14 protein-coding genes are annotated in these 18,106 nt (G+C 46.1%); 4 read left to right on the forward strand and 10 right to left on the reverse strand.

Annotated elements, in window-relative coordinates; translation table 11 throughout:
- Positions 1 to 92: 92 nt before the first annotated feature.
- From J7J62_09245 to rpsG, 4 genes are all read right to left on the reverse strand, one after another.
- A complete protein-coding gene (locus tag J7J62_09245; GenBank protein MCD6125338.1) occupies positions 93 to 2,636 on the reverse strand; it encodes a VCBS repeat-containing protein in 2,544 nt (847 codons plus the stop codon).
- 7 nt (positions 2,637 to 2,643) lie between these two features.
- Positions 2,644 to 3,957 carry a 4Fe-4S dicluster domain-containing protein gene (locus J7J62_09250; GenBank protein MCD6125339.1) on the reverse strand — a complete coding sequence of 438 codons (1,314 nt, stop codon included), beginning with the start codon at positions 3,955 to 3,957 and terminating at the stop codon, positions 2,644 to 2,646.
- 78 nt (positions 3,958 to 4,035) lie between these two features.
- Positions 4,036 to 6,129, reverse strand: a complete 2,094-nt coding sequence (gene fusA / locus J7J62_09255; protein MCD6125340.1) for an elongation factor G — start codon at positions 6,127 to 6,129, stop codon at positions 4,036 to 4,038.
- A gap of 64 nt (positions 6,130 to 6,193) precedes the next feature.
- Positions 6,194 to 6,664, reverse strand: coding sequence for a 30S ribosomal protein S7 (gene rpsG, locus J7J62_09260; protein ID MCD6125341.1), 471 nt, complete (start codon positions 6,662 to 6,664; stop codon positions 6,194 to 6,196).
- A gap of 293 nt (positions 6,665 to 6,957) precedes the next feature.
- Here rpsG and J7J62_09265 point away from each other — a divergent pair, with 293 nt between their 5' ends.
- The 4 genes from J7J62_09265 to J7J62_09280 all read left to right on the forward strand — a co-directional run bounded on the left by J7J62_09265 (position 6,958) and on the right by J7J62_09280 (position 10,684).
- Entirely contained in the window at positions 6,958 to 7,470 is a 513-nt protein-coding gene (locus J7J62_09265; protein ID MCD6125342.1) for a metallophosphoesterase, read from the forward strand.
- A gap of 12 nt (positions 7,471 to 7,482) precedes the next feature.
- Positions 7,483 to 8,028, forward strand: a complete 546-nt coding sequence (locus J7J62_09270) for a hypothetical protein (protein MCD6125343.1) — start codon at positions 7,483 to 7,485, stop codon at positions 8,026 to 8,028.
- Positions 8,029 to 8,094: 66 nt separating this feature from the next.
- On the forward strand, positions 8,095 to 9,504 hold the full coding sequence (locus J7J62_09275; protein MCD6125344.1) for a sigma-54-dependent Fis family transcriptional regulator: 1,410 nt from the start codon (positions 8,095 to 8,097) through the stop codon (positions 9,502 to 9,504).
- Positions 9,505 to 9,520: 16 nt separating this feature from the next.
- Positions 9,521 to 10,684, forward strand: coding sequence for a hypothetical protein (locus J7J62_09280; protein MCD6125345.1), 1,164 nt, complete (start codon positions 9,521 to 9,523; stop codon positions 10,682 to 10,684).
- 8 nt (positions 10,685 to 10,692) lie between these two features.
- On the opposite strand, the gene lepA is transcribed toward J7J62_09280, so the two are convergent.
- The 6 genes from lepA to J7J62_09310 all read right to left on the reverse strand — a co-directional run bounded on the left by lepA (position 10,693) and on the right by J7J62_09310 (position 17,746).
- Positions 10,693 to 12,495 carry a translation elongation factor 4 gene (lepA, locus tag J7J62_09285; GenBank protein ID MCD6125346.1) on the reverse strand — a complete coding sequence of 601 codons (1,803 nt, stop codon included), beginning with the start codon at positions 12,493 to 12,495 and terminating at the stop codon, positions 10,693 to 10,695.
- A gap of 102 nt (positions 12,496 to 12,597) precedes the next feature.
- Positions 12,598 to 14,295 carry a type IV-A pilus assembly ATPase PilB gene (gene pilB / locus J7J62_09290; GenBank protein MCD6125347.1) on the reverse strand — a complete coding sequence of 566 codons (1,698 nt, stop codon included), beginning with the start codon at positions 14,293 to 14,295 and terminating at the stop codon, positions 12,598 to 12,600.
- Between the two features lie 72 nt (positions 14,296 to 14,367).
- Positions 14,368 to 15,939 (reverse strand): ribosomal RNA small subunit methyltransferase A, encoded by a 1,572-nt coding sequence (rsmA, locus tag J7J62_09295; GenBank protein ID MCD6125348.1) that lies wholly within the window; start codon positions 15,937 to 15,939, stop codon positions 14,368 to 14,370.
- 6 nt (positions 15,940 to 15,945) lie between these two features.
- Positions 15,946 to 16,749 carry a deoxyribose-phosphate aldolase gene (gene deoC, locus J7J62_09300; GenBank protein ID MCD6125349.1) on the reverse strand — a complete coding sequence of 268 codons (804 nt, stop codon included), beginning with the start codon at positions 16,747 to 16,749 and terminating at the stop codon, positions 15,946 to 15,948.
- Positions 16,750 to 16,797: 48 nt separating this feature from the next.
- A complete protein-coding gene (locus tag J7J62_09305) occupies positions 16,798 to 17,454 on the reverse strand; it encodes an HD domain-containing protein (GenBank protein MCD6125350.1) in 657 nt (218 codons plus the stop codon).
- Entirely contained in the window at positions 17,441 to 17,746 is a 306-nt protein-coding gene (locus J7J62_09310) for a EutN/CcmL family microcompartment protein (protein ID MCD6125351.1), read from the reverse strand. The genes J7J62_09305 and J7J62_09310 overlap by 14 nt, the downstream gene beginning before the upstream one ends.
- Positions 17,747 to 18,106 lie beyond the last annotated feature (360 nt).

Genomic DNA, 18,106 nt, shown 5'->3' on the forward strand with positions numbered 1-18,106 from the left:
GTAATTTGAGCGCACTTTTGAGGATTTCATTCGAGATAATTATGGGTATGGAACTTTAAACTTGCGCTTTGTAGCAGGTGATAACATTCATCTTACTTCGTCACACACCCTCGAGAATCATAAAGGGAATCCAGTGTTATCGTTATCGAGTCACCATCGTAGGGAAAGTAAAATATGTATGCAGTAACTGTATCGCATCCCGATGGAGCACATTCGAAGCGAAGCATTGCGGTGGGCTCATGAATGTGAAATGTTATCGGGAAACCGGTGGTATGTCGAACTCGCAGGGTAAAGTAAACTCGCATAGTATCGATATCGCTTCCCTGCGCATCTGCTATCTGCATGATGAACCATTGGGTATCGCACGACGCGAAACTGTTGCATGGAGCGCAAATAAACCAAGCACTATCTGGCTCGCAAGGTGTTATGGGTATTACCGCTGTATCGGTGCCCCAATTGCAAAAAGAATCTCTCATCGAGACCACAACAAGAGCGGAATCACATGTGTCCGGTGGTACAACCCAACTAAAAATTGTGTCGTAGACATCTATAGTATCAACTCTGCCGCAATAACTTATAACAGCAAAACCGCTATCGCCTGAGTAAAACATGTCTTCGATATCAAAAGTAATCTCAACGGTATCCTGAGCCAAATACGAACTTACGAATGAGTCGATAACAATTCTTGGCGGTCGTGAATCCAGAACTCCAGCTACCATAGTCTCAGTTGAATCGATGGTTAGTCTGAATATCCAATCGCTGTCCTCAACGCCCGGAGCATCCGTGCTTAGAACCCACTGGAAACAGTGTTGTCCCGGGGTGACGCTGTCGCCGTATTCACCAGTAGTATCAATTAAAGTCCGCAATTCGAGTTCGTATGTATCCGCAGAATCGGACATGAAAACGCCTGTAACTGTATGCCCAAGGTCGTCGCATGTGTGAAAACTGTAGCATATCTCCACAATATTAACACTATCGCAATCAGTCTCCTCAGAAAACCAGACGGAATCGATGACAGTAGCACCGGTGTCGTCCTGAAGAACCATTATCACTGAATCAACTACAGCTGAAAGGTTGTCATCGCCGGTGGTGCGATAAAACTCGATTCTATACTGGAAATAAAGGTCACAATGGGAATCAACAATGGTGTCGAGGTCTGCTCCCGAGTAAGGAACTTGCGTCCATGTAGCTGTCGTGCATTCGTCCACAGTGTAACCACAGCGAACATAATATCGTATTTCAAAGCCATCAGGAACGCAATCGTACCAGTAGAATGAGCGGAGTTTTTTCCCTCGATGAAACGCAAGAATGGATGATTCAAGATAGCCGTAAGTTGGGAATGTTATCATATCGTTTTTGAGCAATCTATAGTAGTTGCGCCCTACCGTGTAGTAGAAGTCGCAGGTGACATTGCCACAGTTTGATTCGAAGTCGAGTGTCCTACCGAAATGAACTTGGTTTCCCGGTTCGTCAACTATCTCTACATCGGTGAATGTCCCTGACGAGGTTTGTGCAACATAACCAACATCAGCCCATCCACCCATAATGTCGACATAGCCGTTGAGGTCGTAGTCAGCCACATCCGCGCCGTCAGTGTAGTCATCAACATAGTGTATTAAACTGAGCGAATTAAACGAACTTCCGCTATCGTTGCGGAACCAGTAGAATCCTCCAAGATTCGGGACTGTGTAGCCCAAAAGTCTTTCGACACCCACTATAACATCGATGTAGCCGTCCTCGTCGTAGTCCGCCACTCCAAGACCATCCATGTAATGAAAAAGTGACATGTAAGTGTAATTGAAGAAACTCGTGAATGAATCCGCCTCATTCTCGAGTATTGTTAACTTAGAATTAGGGTATCTCACAAAAAGAAGCGCTATGTCGAGGTCAGTGTCGTTGTCGAAGTCGAAAACGCGGGCTCTGACAGTGGACATGTTTATCGACGAGGAAGCTAAATATGTGGTATCATCAAGGTCTGGACCCCAAAGGATTGATGGTCTCGGATTGCTTACTATAAGGAAAGCAGGACCTATAACATCATCGTAGCCATCGTCATCGATGTCGGCTACTTCACCATCACTTGCGAACATCCTGCCGACAAAAAGCGTCTCACAGCTCCATCCCGATGTGGCGTGACCGCTTCCCCAGCAAACGCCACAGCCATTGTAACCGCTGAAAAAGATGTCCTCATCACCGTCACCGTCGAAATCGCCGCAGTAAACGGCGCAAAATCGTCCTGAATCGGAAAATGTAAAGCTGCAAATTCGAGTGGTGTCAAAAGTTGTATCGCCAAAGTTTTGTGCAACATATATCCCCTTTCCGCCAACCCCCATAGCAAAGTCGATGTCGCCATCACCGTCGAAATCGCCGTAGTGAAACTTAGAGTGAGACTCTATTGCGCCAGAGCTAAGAAGAGTAACGGTGTCCCAGTCGGTATATGTAACGCTTCTCGCCTGGAAAACTACATTGTGATTTTCCGTGTTAAGGCTTTCAGCACGGAAATAGCGTGAATCGAAGGTGTAATAACTGATAAGCCTTCCAGAACCGAGATACCAATCGGTTTGCTTGAACGATAAAGTCTGGGCATTTATTGAAGCTATTAAAATGAATATTATAAAAACAACGGCAGTTCGCATAGCGAACTCACCTCTTTATCATTATGTTCGGCGAAATACTTACCACTACGCCGTCAATGGGGGCGTGTATAGGCGCCCCAAGCTTACCAGCGGGAACATCCGCAACCTTCTGCCCTTTCCTGACTCTCTCTCCGGGCGCTACAACGGGCTCCGCTGGCACTCCCGCATGCTGTTTAAGAGGTAGTACGATCTCGTCAGGTGGCTCAACGAATGATATAAACTCGGGTTCGATAGCAAAATATTCCTCAACTCCAATCCTTTGCACAAGTCGCCTTTGCGGTATTTTCCTGAATTCCCGTTCCTCATATGGCACAAGCTTTGTCCCGTCCCAGGAGAATTTAACGCCCTTCTGAGCGAACCGCTTTTTAAGTTCCTGATTTACTCTTCGCGGCGAAAGCCCCATCGGGCACGCAACGAGCTCGCATATCCCGCACTCCGAACATATCATCGCGGCAGTCATCACATCCTCAGGCAAACTAAGCGGCATAGCAGCGGAGCGCATTATTTTGTGCGGCATTAATGGATGTCCGAGAAGATGTCTTGGGCAAAGGTCGGTGCACATTTGGCACTGCATGCACGCCGAAGCAGCCAGTCTTAATACATAGTTTAGCGGCATTGTCCTGTAGCGCACCAGAAGATGGTCCTTTGGAAGAACTAAAAAGCCCGATGTGGTCTTTTTCACGGGTTCCTCAGGCGAAACCAGAACCCCCATCATCGGGCCGCCCTCCAATATCGCGAAATCGTTTATCCTTGGGACTGCGAGCTTTATCAAGTATGATGCCTTTGTTCCCAGTGGCACAGGTGCAGTGAATGGCTTCTCAACCTCTCCAGTCACAGTAACCCACTTCTCGGTAACGGGAATCCCATTCTGTGCCCGCCCAATATTATAAATGGTTTCGACATTGTTTACTGCTGCCCCGACATCGAGCGGAAGTCCTGCGGGCGGTATTACTTTGCCAACGATGTTGTAAACGATCTCGAACTCGTCACCTGCAGGGTAGTAATCCTCAAGAAAAAACGGTTTTACACCGTAATTCTCGAGATGGGGTGTTGCTATTTCCCAAAACTTCCTATACTTATCCTTCGCTGCGATAAAAGCTTCCTTAGCTCCAATGTTGTCGCGAACGGCAGCGACAGTGGATATAATCTCCTCTGCGTGATGATTCATCAATTCTATATCTTTGGTAAGCAGTGGCTCGCACTCTGCTCCATTAGCTATGTATGTCGTGATTTTGGCGGAAAGTTTCACATGGGCGGGAAACCCTCCTCCACCAGCACCGACAACACCCGCCTCCCGAATTTTTTCTATAAATTCACTCATCAAATTAATTAAAATCCTAAAATCGATTAAAGCAAACGAAATAATGGTCTAAAAGCACATGGAAGGCTAAGTGGCTAATTATAATCCCTTCATCCGCAGGAGGATTTTCTCCTCTTTGGACTTTGGCAAACGCCTGAAATGGGAGAATTGCATCGTGAAAAAGCCTCTTCCCTGCGTTAGTGAGCGGAGTGTCGTAGTATATCCGAACATCTGGTCGAGAGGGACGATAGCCTTTATGGTTTCGCCATCGGGACGATGTTCTATTCCCTGTATTTCGGCATCGCGCGAGGTGAGGTCACCTATGACATCCCCAAGGTTATGCTCAGGAACCGTGACCTCGATTTTCATTACAGGCTCAAGAAGTATAGGTTCGGCTTTTCTTACCGCATCCATGAACGCCCGTGAAGCTGCCAAAGCGAATGCCGGCTCGTCAAGATGCTCCTCGTCAAAGCCTATGTCAACGATCTTCGTAATAATGTCTATAAGCGGATACCCAGCTACCGGTCCGCTTTCCTTCGTCATCAAAATTTCGTTTTTGATAAGTTCCCTGAATTGTTTCCCAAGCGGAAAATCTTCCGGCAAAATGTCCTTAACCACGAAACCCGTCCCCGTTTCAGCCGGCTCGACCTCTACCTCAACTTCAGCGAAAAGTTTTCTACCACTTACTACCTTGTCCAGCGTGAATCGCGAGCGTGCTGGTCTGGTTATAGTTTCCCTGTATGCTACCTGCGGCTTGCCCGCGTTAACATTAACCCCGAATTCCCTGCGCATGCGTGTGGTGATAACATCGAGGTGTAATTCACCCATGCCCGAAATTATCGTTTGACCAGTTTCCGGGTCCTCATGAAACCTGAATGTAGGGTCCTCCTCGGCAAGATGCTTCAGCGCCTTGTACATTTTGTCGCTATCGGCTTTAGAAACCGGCTCCACCGCCATGAATATAACTGGCTCGGGGAATCTCATCTCCTCGAAAACTATTGGCTTCTGCGGGTCACAAAGCGTATCACCAGTGAACACTTGCTTTAAACCAGCTACAGCCACGACATCGCCAGCAAAAGCTCTCGATAGTGGTTCGCGCTTGTTGGCATGCATGCGGAAAATTTTCTGGAGCCGCTCTTTTTTCCCGCTGCGGGGATTAAGATACTGACCGCCAAGCTTCGCCGTGCCCGAATATATTCTTATATAAGTTAATTTTTCCACATATTTGTCCGCTGCTATTTTAAACGCCAATGCCGAGAACGGAGCCCTGGGGTCTGCTTTTCTTGTAAGTTCCATTCCCGTTTTCGGATGAGTACCTTTAACGGGTGGTATGTCAATCGGCGAGGGAAGGAAGTCCACTATAGCATCAAGAAGTGGCTGAATGCCCTTGTTCTTAAGTGCAGACCCAGCGAGAACTGGCACGAAACCATGGTTAAGCGTCCCTTTTCGTATAGCTCGTAGAATAACCTCAACAGGTGGCTCTCTGTCCGAAAGGTACAACTCCATAAGTTCATCGTCGAACTCAGCAACGGATTCTATAAGCATCTCACGCGCGGTTCTTGCTGCATCCAAAAGTTCATCGGGGATGGGTACTATGTCAAATTTTGCGCCCAATGTTTCCTCGTGCCATTTGTAAGCCTGCATTCGAATAAGGTCGATAACGCCGACGAATTTTTCTGCCTCACCCCAGGGAATGTTTATGGGCACGGCATTAGCACCAAGCCTTTCGCGCATCATCTCCACCGCACGCTCGAAATCGGCGCCTGCTCTATCCATTTTGTTCACGAAAGCCAACCGAGGAACCCCATACCTGTTAGCCTGTCGCCATATCGTTTCTGTCTGCGGCTCAACGCCACCTACCGAGCAAAGAATTATAACAGCTCCGTCGAGCACCCGAAGTGACCTCTCAACTTCGACCGTGAAGTCCACATGACCAGGGGTATCGATAAGGTTTATCATACAATCTCGCCAGAAAAGAGTCGTTGCAGCGGCAGTTATGGTTATACCGCGCTCCTTTTCCTGGTCCATCCAGTCCATTTGCGCGGTTCCCTCGTCAACCTTTCCCATCCTGTGTATTTTACCTGCATAGTAGAGGATGCATTCGGTCGTCGTGGTCTTACCTGCATCGATGTGAGCAGCAAGACCTATATTGCGAATCTTTTTTATGTCGTATGTATTCGGAACTTCTTCCATGGTGCTCCATAAATAAAAAGGCGACCCCGTTTTTGGAGTCGCCCTGCCCAGTTTATATTAAAAATCACCATCGGTAATGGGCGAACGCCCTATTGGCTTCCGCCATCTTAAGTGTATCTTCTTTTTTCTTTATTGCGCCACCAGTGTTGTTTGCCGCATCTATTATTTCAGCGGCGAGTTTCTGCGTCATACCGTGCTCGTGGCGCATTTTTGCGTGCTGAATGATCCACCGAATAGCGAGGGATATTTGCCTGTCAGGTCGCACTTCCACGGGCACCTGATATGTCGCTCCGCCGACACGCCTTGAACGAACCTCAAGCTGTGGGCGGACATTCTGGATTGCGCGCTCAAAAATGTCTATACCTCGTTTGCCAGTTTTTTGCTCAATAAGGTCGAGCGCATCGTAAAAAATTCTCTGCGCAACCGTCTTCTTGCCGCGCCTCATGAGCGAGTTTATAAACCTCGTGACCAATACGCTGCCGTATCTATGGTCGGGCGGCAATTGCCTTTTCTGTGCTCTTCTCCTTCTCGGCATAATCCACCTCTGACTTTTTGCTTAATTATTTTATCCTCTTCACTTTACAAGTCAAGTTATTTTTAGCAAATTTTTATTTAAAATCTAGATTTTAGGCTTATTTTTCGTTGAGAAATAAAAAAGGCTTGCTAAATTATAAAATCGGATTTTTTTGGAAAGCGGATTTTTCCAGTTCGAAAATAAAAGAGAGGTAATAGATGCCCTGCGGGAGAAAACGCAAATTAAGGAAAGTAAAGCGCCATAAATTCAAAAAGCGCAGGAAACGAGATAGACATAAAAAGAAGAAGTAAGCCGTGAGAATAGCTGTAGTATCAGACACTCACATAGGGCAGCGGCTTAGCGTGTTTCCGCGAAGTTTTGTTGAGAGATTGGATGAATTCGATGGCGTTATTCATTGCGGTGACTACACTAATATGGATGCCCTCGACTTCTTTCGAGGGCTAAAGCTTTTCTACGGCGTTCACGGCAACATGGATGATACCGAGGTAAAGCAGGCACTTCCTGAAACGCTTATAATCGAACTTGAAGGCGTAAAAATCGGAGTAATTCACGGATGGGGACCTCCATTTGGTCTCGAATTAAAAGTGCTGAGAAAAATTAGCGAAACCTACCCGAATGAGAAATTCGACATAGTCCTTTTCGGTCACACCCACACCCCCCTCGACCAGACCATAAAAGGAATAAGAGTCATAAATCCCGGCGCCCTAAGCGGGAATATTTTCTCAAAGAAAGGAAGCTGGGGAATATTAACCATCGAAAATGGGAAAATAGATTGGCAACTTATCAGCATAAATCCAAGAGAGTAAGAATTTGAAACGATGGACTACGCTGTTCATAGAATCTTAGCGATAATATTCGGGCTTTTACTGCTTTTCGGGGGAAGAATTCTCTATTTCAAAATTATCGGGCTTCTTGGTTTCGCGGTTGGTGCTACTATAGGAGCGCTTATCGCTAATTCCGCTGGGCTGGGCACAGTCCTGGGCATAATTGTAGTGCTACTCGCCGGTCTTCTTGGACTGGGTTTCTTTAAGCACTCGAAAGTAATGGCGTTGATAATTCTGGGCGGATTTCTGGGATATCTGTGCTACGACCTTATCCCGCCCGAATACTTTATAGCCAACGACCTCGTGATGAAGCTTGGTGCGATAATTTTTGGCGTGCTTATAGCATTTATAATGAGAACCCTGATAGTCATAGTTGCCACGGCAGTCGGTGGAGCTATAGTGCTTCTTTGCGGCGTTTATGGACAGATGCCGGCCGGCATTCTAACTCATTATAAGCAGGCCTACGCTTATGTGGCGATTCTCGCCGTGTTGGGGTCAATAATACAGCTAAGCACTTCAAGAAGACTATCAAAGGTATAGATTTCCCGCCAAAAATTTTATTGAAAAAAGCTCAAAAATAGTGATATTCATTTATTAAAGATAACTATGAACAAATCCTCGCCCAAAATACTCGTGGTCGATGACGAACCCGGAATAAGAGAACTTCTGTCTATAATGCTCAGTTCAGAGGGTTACGATGTTTCCACCGCCCGGGATTATAATACAGCTTTGACAAAGTTTCAGCAGAACGATTTCGACATAATAATAGCAGACATAATGATGCCCGGCAAAAGTGGCATAGACCTCATGAAGGCGATTCGAGAAAAAGACCCCGACATACCGATAATAATAATAACTGCGTATGCCTCGATAAATAGCGCGATAGAGGCACTCCGGCTTGATGCTTTCGACTACATAACCAAACCTTTCAGTGTCGATCAGATAAAGTTCATAATAAAGCGGGCGCTCGATGTAAGGAAGCTTAAGGTCGAGAATCGGCTCTTAAAGCAAAAATTGACCAAAACAGAAGCTATAGACGGCTTCATAGGAACGAGCAAGTCCGCCCAGAAAATTCGCGAACTCGTTAAGAAAATTGCGCAAACGGAAAGCACAGTTCTTATAACGGGTGAGAGCGGAACAGGCAAGGAAATAATAGCCAGAGCAATTCACGAACTCAGCCCACGCTCAGGCGGGCCTTTCGTGTCGATAAATTGTGCGGCGGTGCCAGAAACTCTTCTCGAAAGCGAGCTATTTGGCTACAAGAAGGGGGCATTCACAGGTGCCACGAAGGATAAAATTGGACTTTTCGCAGCCGCTGATGGTGGCACATTTTTCCTCGATGAGGTCGCCGAAATGCCTTTGCCGATTCAAGCAAAACTTTTAAGAATTCTTGAGACCTATGAATTTGTTCCGCTGGGCTCGACAACCCCCGTAAAAGTTGACATAAGACTTGTTGCCGCAACGAACAAAAACTTAAAGGAGCTCGTGGATCAGAACAGGTTCCGCGCGGACCTTTACTACAGACTTAATGTCATACACATACATATCCCACCGCTCAGGGAGCGCAGGGAAGACATTTTGCCCATAGCATATTCGATTCTTGAAAGGGTGGCATTAAAGCGCAACGAACCGATAAAAAAACTTTCCGATGAAGCTAAAGAACTTATTCTTAACGCGCCATGGGAGGGCAATGTCAGGGAACTTGAGAATGTCCTTGAGCGGGCAGCGATACTTTGCGACGACGAAATCATAACGCCAGAACATCTGCCAGAGTACATCGTAGAGGAAGTCAGCGCCCAAGGTCAAAAGCCTTTCGAGGCGATATTCGAAAATGTTGACGACATAAAATCGCTTGAAGAAATGGAAAAAGCTTACATTTTTTATACGCTCGCCCGGACGAACTGGAATAAAGCGCTGGCAGCAGAAAAGCTGGGCATAGACCTGTCAACACTTTACAGAAAGATAGACAGATACGGGATAAGAGATTTGATACCACAAAAAAGGGCATCCGATTGATAAGGGGAGGAAGTTGATGCGAAGGTTTTTCATTTTACCCATAGTTTTTTTATCGCTCGCATTCGGACAGGCGACCATTGAGCGATACTATGGGATAAATAATGATGATGTAGTGTACAGCATGTGTTCTTTGGACCTTGAGTTCACGCTTGCTGGTTATTGTGAACCATTGCGTTATGGCGGCAAAGATATAATGGTTTTTAATATCGATGAATCAGGACATGAGAATTGGATGGTTATTTACGGTGGACCCTATGATGACATAGCGTATGATATAAAACGCTTTATCCATCGAACCTATATATTATGTGGAACCTACGACCTTCATTGGGACCCTACTACATCTACCTTTCGAAGCAAGGCTTTTGCTGCAACGTTAAACGAGGTCGGTGATACATTTTGGACCAAAAAAATCGACACCTCTTACATAAATATATTTTACTCCACAGCTCCAACAAGCGGCGGGGTTGTTTTTTGCGGTGTATCTCAAATGCGCTACGATGAGTCCTCAATGATGCATTTCGGAGACTTTTTAGTTGTTAAACTCGATTATATGGGAAATATCGTTTGGCAAAGAAATTTCGGTGGACCATTTCTTGATGTCGCAAAATCGGTGGTGCAGACATCCGATAGCAATCTTGTTATAGCTGGATTTACTCGTTCCTCAAGTGGCGGTATGAAAAGCGATATTATGGCGATGAAAATTAATCCTTCAGGAAGCATTCTTTGGAATAGAACATATACTGACTCTATTATGCACATCGAGGCAACAAAAGTTATTGAAACGCGCGACAGAAACTACATAATACTTGGCAATGCCGTTGAACCAAGGACAGGATTGAGAGGAATATACATAATGAAAATCTCACCTGTTGGCGATGTTATTTGGCAAAATATTATTGATTTTTCAGGGCGGGAAAGCGCAGGTTACGATATAGTTGAGCTTTCGGACGGAAAATTACTTGTTTGTGGAGTTTTAGACCCATCAAGCCGTTCTAATGCGCTTATTGTAATGTTATCATCCGTAGGTACGAGAGGTTGGTATATGACTTTCGGTGGTCCATATACCGACATATTCTACAGCATAATTGTCCGTGATGATGGAGCAATTTTCGCTTCAGGGGTTACCGAGTCGTTCGGCGCAGGAAGATTTGATGCTTATTTCGTAAGGTATCATTAATTAATTTCTTACCTTTCTATTTTAAGCACGGCGAAAAAAGCCTCCTGAGGTATCTCTACCGAGCCCACCATTTTCATCTTACGCTTGCCCGCTTTCTGTTTCTCGAGAAGTTTTCTTTTTCTTGTAACATCACCGCCATAGCATTTGGCAGTAACATCCTTTCTCAGTGGCGCTATCCTTGCTCGCGAGATAACCCTTTTACCGAACGCCGCCTTTATCACGACCTCAAAAAGCTGTCTAGGAATGAGTTTTTTAAGCTTGGAAACCATTTTCTGACCCCACATATATGCCTCATCGCGATGGACTATCATGGAAAGCGCGTCAACTATCTCGCCGTTAACGAGTATGTCGAGCTTAATCAAATCTGAGGTGCGATACTCAAGAAAGTCGTAGTCAAGCGACGCGTAACCCCGGGAAATAGTCTTTAGTTTATCGTAGAAGTCGAAGATAATTTCTGCAAGGGGTATCTCGAATTTAAGCAGAGTTCTTTTTGGGTCCACATAATCTGAGCCAACATATATTCCGCGTCGATTTTTCACGAGCTCCATTATGGCGCCTATAAACTCGTGTGGAGTTATTATCTCAGCACTTATTATTGGCTCTTCGATGTGGTCAATACGAGTAGGCTCCGGAAGGTCTGACGGGCGCTCTATCCAGAGTGTTTCACCTTTGGTGGTGACCACTTTGTATCTAACATTGGGAACGGTTGCAACGAGGTCCAATCCGAATTCGCGATATAGACGCTCTTGTGTTATTTCCATGTGAAGCATTCCAAGAAATCCGCACCTGAAGCCGAATCCCAGCGCTTTCGAGGATTCAGGCTCAAAGGTTAGCGAGGCATCATTAAGCCTTAATTTTTCAAGTGCCGTGCGAAGCTCCTCGAAGTCATCAGGGTCGGTCGGATAAAATCCGGAGAAAACCATAGGTTTAGCCTCACGATACCCTGGCAGAGGCTCATCCGCGGGGTTTTCCGCCAAGGTCACCGTATCGCCTACCCTTGCATCGCGAACATCCTTTATATTGGCTATAATATAGCCTACCTCGCCCGCTACGAGTTCATCAGCTTTCTCAAGCTCCAATCTCAGGTAGCCGAGTTCATCGACCTCGTATTCCTTACCCGATGCCATGAGAAGGATTTTATCGCCTACTCTAATCCGTCCGTCAAATATTCTCACATAAAGGACGACACCGCGATATTTGTCGTAATAAGAGTCGAAAACCAGCGCTCTAAGAGGCGCGTCGGGTTTACCCGATGGAGGTGGAATGCGCTCAACTATAGCTTTAAGCACTTTATCCACATTCTCTCCGGTTTTTGCTGAAACGAAAATCACATCGTCCTTACTACCACCGAGGATGTCTACTATTTGCTGCGCGACATCATCGGGATGTGCAGCGGGAAGGTCAATTTTATTCACGACAGGAATAATCTCGAGATTGTTTTCAAGCGCCATGTATATATTGGCCACAGTCTGGGCCTCAACGCCCTGCGTTGCATCAACTACGAGAAGTGCGCCTTCACACGATGCCAGAGAGCGGGATACCTCGTATGAAAAATCAACATGACCGGGCGTATCGATAAGATTCAGTTCGTAGATGTTGCCATCAGGGGCTTTATAATCGAGCTTTATCGCATGCGCTTTGATCGTTATACCGCGTTCGCGCTCGAGTTCCATGTCGTCGAGTATTTGCTCGATCATGCGATCGGGGGGAACTGCACCCGTAAGCTCAAGGAGCCTGTCCGCAAGAGTCGATTTCCCGTGGTCTATATGTGCTATAATGGAAAAATTTCTTATGTAATTCGGCGATTTCATCCGGTAAAAATATCTACACAAATCTCAAAAGTCAATTAATGCAGTGTTGCGATTGCAATTCGTTAAGTAAAAGGTGGGGGGTAAATGTGCCAAAAATATCTATTATGTTGTCGTTTCAGTTATTACCTGGTCTATTGTGGTTATTCCCTCAAACATTCTGTCTATGGCTTCCTGTCTGAGGGTTCTCATACCCTGCTTGGAAGCCACCTCTTCTATTTCCAGTGCTGACGCACCTTCGATAATGAGTTTTTGAATCTCACGCGTTATTGGCATCACCTCGAAAACCGCTATTCTTCCCTTGTAACCTGTGCCATTGCATGCCGGGCAACCCTCGCCTTTATAGAACTTAAGTCCTTTTTTCTTCACCTCATCAGGGTCTATTCCAAGTATCTCGAGCTTTTCTGGTTCGGGTTCGTATTCTACCTTGCACTCCTTGCAAATTCTTCTTAAAAGCCTCTGCGCCATAACGAGCTTTACTGCGCTCGCCACGAGAAATGGCGGAACACCCATATCAATAAGCCTCGTTACTGTTGAAGGGGCATCGTTCGTGTGAAGTGTCGAGAACACGAGGTGTCCCGTTAACGCTGCTTTTATTGCTATGTCCGCGGTCTCTTGGTCTCTTATCTCGCCCACAAGAATTATGTTAGGGTCCTGTCTTAGGAATGACCTGAGCGCAGAAGCGAATGTCAAGCCAATCTCGGGGTGAACCTGAACCTGATTTATACCATCTATATTAAACTCCACTGGGTCCTCAGCGGTCATTATGTTCACATCGGGCGTGTTTAGAGTCTGCAGTGCTGAATACAGAGTGGTCGTCTTACCCGAACCAGTAGGACCGGTAACGAGAATCATCCCGTAAGGAAGGTGAATGGCTTTGTTGAATTCCTTCATCGCTCTATCCGGGAACCCAAGTTTTCGTATGTCGAGCATCAGTGTTTGTGGGTCAAGTATTCGCATCACTACTTTCTCACCGTATATGCACGGTAGTATAGAAACTCTGAGGTCTATCGCCCTTCCATACGCCTGAATTTTTATCCTGCCGTCCTGCGGCAATCTTCGCTCCGATATATCGAGCTTAGAAAGAATCTTAATTCTCGATATGACCGCGTGTCTCAAGCCATACGGGAGTTGCAAAACCTCCCTTAGGACCCCGTCAACCCTGTATCTAACCCTGAATCGTTTCTCGTAAACCTCGATATGAATGTCCGATGCGCGGATTTTTATGGCGTCAAGTATTATCGAGTTAACGAGCTTAACTATAGGCTTATCCTGCACAGCTCTTTGAAGTTCGGACTCGTCGAGGCTTTCCTCCTCCTCTTCCACGACCTCCATGTTCTCGGCAACCTCGCTCATTATCTCGTCAATGGATTCCGATAACCCATAGTATTTATCGATAGCTTTAGCTATAGCATCCTTCGACGCCACTACAGGTTGAATCTCGCATCCAGTCACGAACTTTAGCGTATCGAACGCCGACACATTTTGGGGGTCGTTGGTCGCCACAAAAAGCATCTTACCTATCTTTATAACGGCTATAACATTATACTTTCGGGCGAGGTCCACCGGAATAAGGTTAACTACTTCGGGGTCAAGCTCAAGGTCCTCGAGTTGAACTGCGCCTATGTTGAGTTGTTTTGCGAGGAAGGTATTTAAAACATTTTCGTCCTCTATATAACCAAGCTTAAGGAGTATCTCGCCTATTTTCCCGCCGTGCTTTTTCTGATATTCCAAAGCCTCCTCAAGCTGCTCCTTGGTAATCTTACCAGCCTTAAGAAGCATTTCGCCAAGCCGCGGTGCCATATCACTCCCCGTTTTCTAATAATTATCTTTATACGAACATTTTTAATAATTTCAATAGGTTATTTTGTTCACCTAACTAAAATTGCGCAATTTTTTACATATCTCACAAAAATCCATTATATTAAGTTGTTCGGCGCGTAATCCAGCGTATTCGCCCAAAAGAGACTCATAAATTTCGGGAAAGGACTCCTTAAGATTGTTAGCCAGGGTTTTTCTTCTGTGAGCAAATGCTTTGTGCACTACTTTCGAGAAAAGCTCATCATCGACATCGGGACATAACGGTTCCTTCCGCGGAATGAGCTTTATTACCGTTGATGTCACCTCGGGCTGAGGGCTGAAATTAGCAGGTGAAACATTGAAGCAACGCTTGATGGTAAAGTGTCTGCCCAATATAACGGTGGGGATACCGTATGTTTTGCTCCCCGGGGATGCCAGAAGCCTTTCTGCGACCTCACGCTGAACCATAAGTAAAGCCTCCTTAATGGCAGTCCTGTGAGCAAGGATATGAAAGAGTATAGGCGAAGTTACCGAGTATGGTATGTTTCCTACTACTACCGCTTTTGTGTCGTAAAATCGCGATATACGCGATATATCAGCTCTTAGGAAATCCATGTGAACCACAAATAGGTTTTCGAATTTTCCCCAGAGTAATCTCACCAAATCCTCGTCGAGCTCTAAGGCGATTACCCTGCTGAAACGATTGACCAAACGCTCAGTAAGAATGCCTTTGCCAGGTCCTATCTCAACGCAAAGCTCGCCCTCTCCCGAAAGATTAGCAATGCGGTCCGCTATTTTGGGGTTAATGAGAAAATTTTGACCAAGACTTTTTACCGATTTTGCTTTCGCGGGAGCTGGTATGCCGAAAAGCTTTTCCGCATTTTTCGCTATGGTGTTTGCCGTTTCGCTTAAAGTTTTTCCACAAACTTCCGCAATTTTTTCCACGATCAGGGGAATTCGTGCGGGTTCGTTGCGTTTGCCTCGATAAGGATGAGGCGAAAGATATGGGCAATCCGTTTCGGAGAGAATTCTTTCTAAAGGAGTCATCCTTACAAGATAGTGCTTTTTATAATTTTTAAAGGTTATTGGACCACCGAAGCCTACATAAAAACCCTTGTCCAAAGCCCACGACAGAAATTTTTCATCGCCTGAGTAAGCATGCATAACGCCCTTGAAATAGCCATGCTCCTCAAGGATTTTCTTCACATGATTGTGGGCATTTCTTATGTGCAGAATCATCGGCAGTGAAAGCCTTTTGGCAAGCTCTATTTGTGCACTAAACACTCTTTTCTGGGTATCGCGCGGGGAGAGGTCACGGTAGAAATCGAGTCCTATCTCGCCTATGGCGACCACTTTGGGATGACAGGCTAAATGCTCAAGCCTCTCGAGCCAGTCGTCGGGAAGATTCGCGGTTTCGTGAGGATGAATTCCCACGGCTGCGAAAACATGATAATAATTTTCTGAAAGCTTTATTGCCCTTTGAGACGACTCGAGGTCAACTCCGGGATTAATTATTCGGACCACGCCGAAAGACTTTGCCCTTTCTATGACCTCGTCTCTGTCGCCATCAAATTGCGGAAAGTCGAGGTGAGCATGAGTATCAATAAAGAATGATTTTTCGTCGGGATTTTGGCGTGAATACCTCATGGGCAGCTACTCTGGTTTGGACTCCACTATTCTTACTCCAGCGGAAGCGCCTATTCTGGTGGCGCCTGCGGCAAGCATTTTCGCAGCGGTTTGATAATCTTTTATGCCGCCCGAAGCTTTGACCCCCATGGTTTCACCCACAACACGCCTTATAAGCTCTATGTCGTGGACAGTTGCGCCACCTTTCGCGAATCCCGTCGATGTTTTCACGAAATGCGCACCAGCTTCCCGAGCTATCGCCGATGCCTCAACTTTTTCCTCATCCGTAAGAAGCGCCGTCTCTATTATGACCTTGACTGTGTCGGGAGCAACAGCCTCGACCACGGCTTTTATGTCCTCAAAAACAGTTTTGTAATCTTTGCTTTTCAATGCCCCGATGTTTATCACCATGTCGAACTCGTTGGCGCCATCCTTTTTGGCTGCTTCTGCCTCAAACGCTTTCACGACGGTTTTATTTGCTCCCAAAGGAAATCCCACTACGGAACAGACATTTATTTTGGGGTCGGTGATAAGTTTCCTTGCCAGAGGCACCCAGTATGGATTAACGCAAACCGCGGCAAATTTGTACTTCATAGCCTCTTCGCAAAGCTTTCTTATGTCCTGTTCCGTGGCATCGGGTTTGAGAAGAGTATGGTCGACGAGACGGGCTATGTCGGTATTGTTGGTTACTGCTCCTAATGCCGATGAAACCCTCTCTGCGCCTGCATCTATTATAGCCTTCGTCCCGACGGTGTTTCTTACAATGCAGTATTCGCAGTTTAAGCACTCGGTGCCGTCGATGCACTTTGGCGCCGCAAGCTGGGACCACATAGTTTGAATAACCTGCTTTATTACTGATTCGTTGTCCATAAGCGGAATCTACGACAGTCTTACGCCGTTTATCACGAGCTCAAATTTTTTGCCGAGAAATTCGGCTGCGATTCTTGAGGCTTCCATTCTATCGAGAAAGATTTTAAAATACTCCATCACGGACGATATGTCGGGGTCAATAAGTATCGAAAGCTCAATCGTATTATCATCTACGACTATTATGTTGCTTTCCCTTGCGGCATAGTTTACTCGGTCGTGAATGTCGAACGCCACGGTGTTCGGGTTTCGGACCCGGTCTCTGTGGACATCGGATTTGTCGGCAATAATGAGCGCAGAACATATCTCGGATATAGGTTCACCTTCACCCTCATGGTGGTTGCCAATCGCTGCGGCAATCTCGAGCGCCTCGGTATAATCCATTCCCATGCGTTTCAATATATCGAGTGCGATAACAGCACCATGAAAAGCGTGGTGGCGTCTGTTCACTATGTTTCCTATGTCGTGGAGATAGCCGGCTATTTCGGCGAGTTGAGCACGCCTTTCGTCGTAGCCGAGGTCTCTTAGCAACTTTCCGGCTCGTTCTGCAACGATGTCGCAATGCCTGAAACCATGCTCGGTATAGCCTATTATTTCGAGATTTCTGTCGGTAAGCTGGATAAGCTCGCGAACCTGCGGGTCAGCTTTAATGTCATCAACTGTAATCATCGCTTTCCTCCAGAAGGCTTTTGTCTATTTTCCAGTTTTCTATTACAGCCACTATAAACGACCTTACTGGCGCCGTGGGGTCCCCCAAAACCATCCTCGTCGCGTCGCCCTCCTGCGAAACGAGAACCACATCTCCCTCGCCGGCGTCAACAAAGTCTATCGCAATGTATGTGTCGCCGTACTCCTCTCTGGTTACAGGGTCGATAGCCCTGACGAGAAGAAGTTTTTGCCCAGTGTATGCCTTATGCTTAACAGTAGATACAACGGGTTTTTTTACCACTCCTATGAACACAACAAAATATCGCAGCAAAAGTTTTCCTGGTCAAGAGATTAATGGGTGAAAAGTGGAGTTGTGGGTGTGTTATAGAACTTAAACTTGAATTGCGTTTACTCGAGGATGGATTTTTGCGCTTCCCTCACTTTCCTATTGCCACACCCCCAATTTTCCAATAATATAAAATAAGCGCTCAAAAATTTTCGGAGGGTTCATTTATGCCCCGAAAGCTAATTATTTCGACATTAATCTTACTCGTCCTTTCCCTCGCTTTCCCTCAGGGCTACAACATGCAGGTAGTAGGCAGCTGGCGTTGCCCTACGGATGATTTGCGCGACCCCTGGGTAGGCGGGATAGAGGTTCTGGGGGACTATGTTA

Source organism: bacterium (genome assembly GCA_021159335.1).
Taxonomy (GTDB): domain Bacteria; phylum UBP14; class UBA6098; order B30-G16; family B30-G16; genus JAGGRZ01.

Excerpts from the sequence above, each read along its gene's own strand:
- J7J62_09245 (MCD6125338.1), bottom strand. The coding sequence starts at position 2,636 with ATGCGAACTGCCGTTGTTTTTATAATATTCATTTTAATAGCTTCAATA.
- lepA (MCD6125346.1), bottom strand. The coding sequence starts at position 12,495 with ATGAAATCGCCGAATTACATAAGAAATTTTTCCATTATAGCACATATA.
- rsmA (MCD6125348.1), bottom strand. The coding sequence starts at position 15,939 with ATGAGGTATTCACGCCAAAATCCCGACGAAAAATCATTCTTTATTGAT.
- deoC (MCD6125349.1), bottom strand. The coding sequence starts at position 16,749 with ATGTGGTCCCAGCTTGCGGCGCCAAAGTGCATCGACGGCACCGAGTGC.
- J7J62_09275 (MCD6125344.1), top strand. The coding sequence starts at position 8,095 with ATGAACAAATCCTCGCCCAAAATACTCGTGGTCGATGACGAACCCGGA.
- rpsG (MCD6125341.1), bottom strand. The coding sequence starts at position 6,664 with ATGCCGAGAAGGAGAAGAGCACAGAAAAGGCAATTGCCGCCCGACCAT.
- J7J62_09305 (MCD6125350.1), bottom strand. The coding sequence starts at position 17,454 with ATGATTACAGTTGATGACATTAAAGCTGACCCGCAGGTTCGCGAGCTT.
- fusA (MCD6125340.1), bottom strand. The coding sequence starts at position 6,129 with ATGGAAGAAGTTCCGAATACATACGACATAAAAAAGATTCGCAATATA.
- J7J62_09280 (MCD6125345.1), top strand. The coding sequence starts at position 9,521 with ATGCGAAGGTTTTTCATTTTACCCATAGTTTTTTTATCGCTCGCATTC.
- J7J62_09250 (MCD6125339.1), bottom strand. The coding sequence starts at position 3,957 with ATGAGTGAATTTATAGAAAAAATTCGGGAGGCGGGTGTTGTCGGTGCT.
- J7J62_09270 (MCD6125343.1), top strand. The coding sequence starts at position 7,483 with ATGGACTACGCTGTTCATAGAATCTTAGCGATAATATTCGGGCTTTTA.
- pilB (MCD6125347.1), bottom strand. The coding sequence starts at position 14,295 with ATGGCACCGCGGCTTGGCGAAATGCTTCTTAAGGCTGGTAAGATTACC.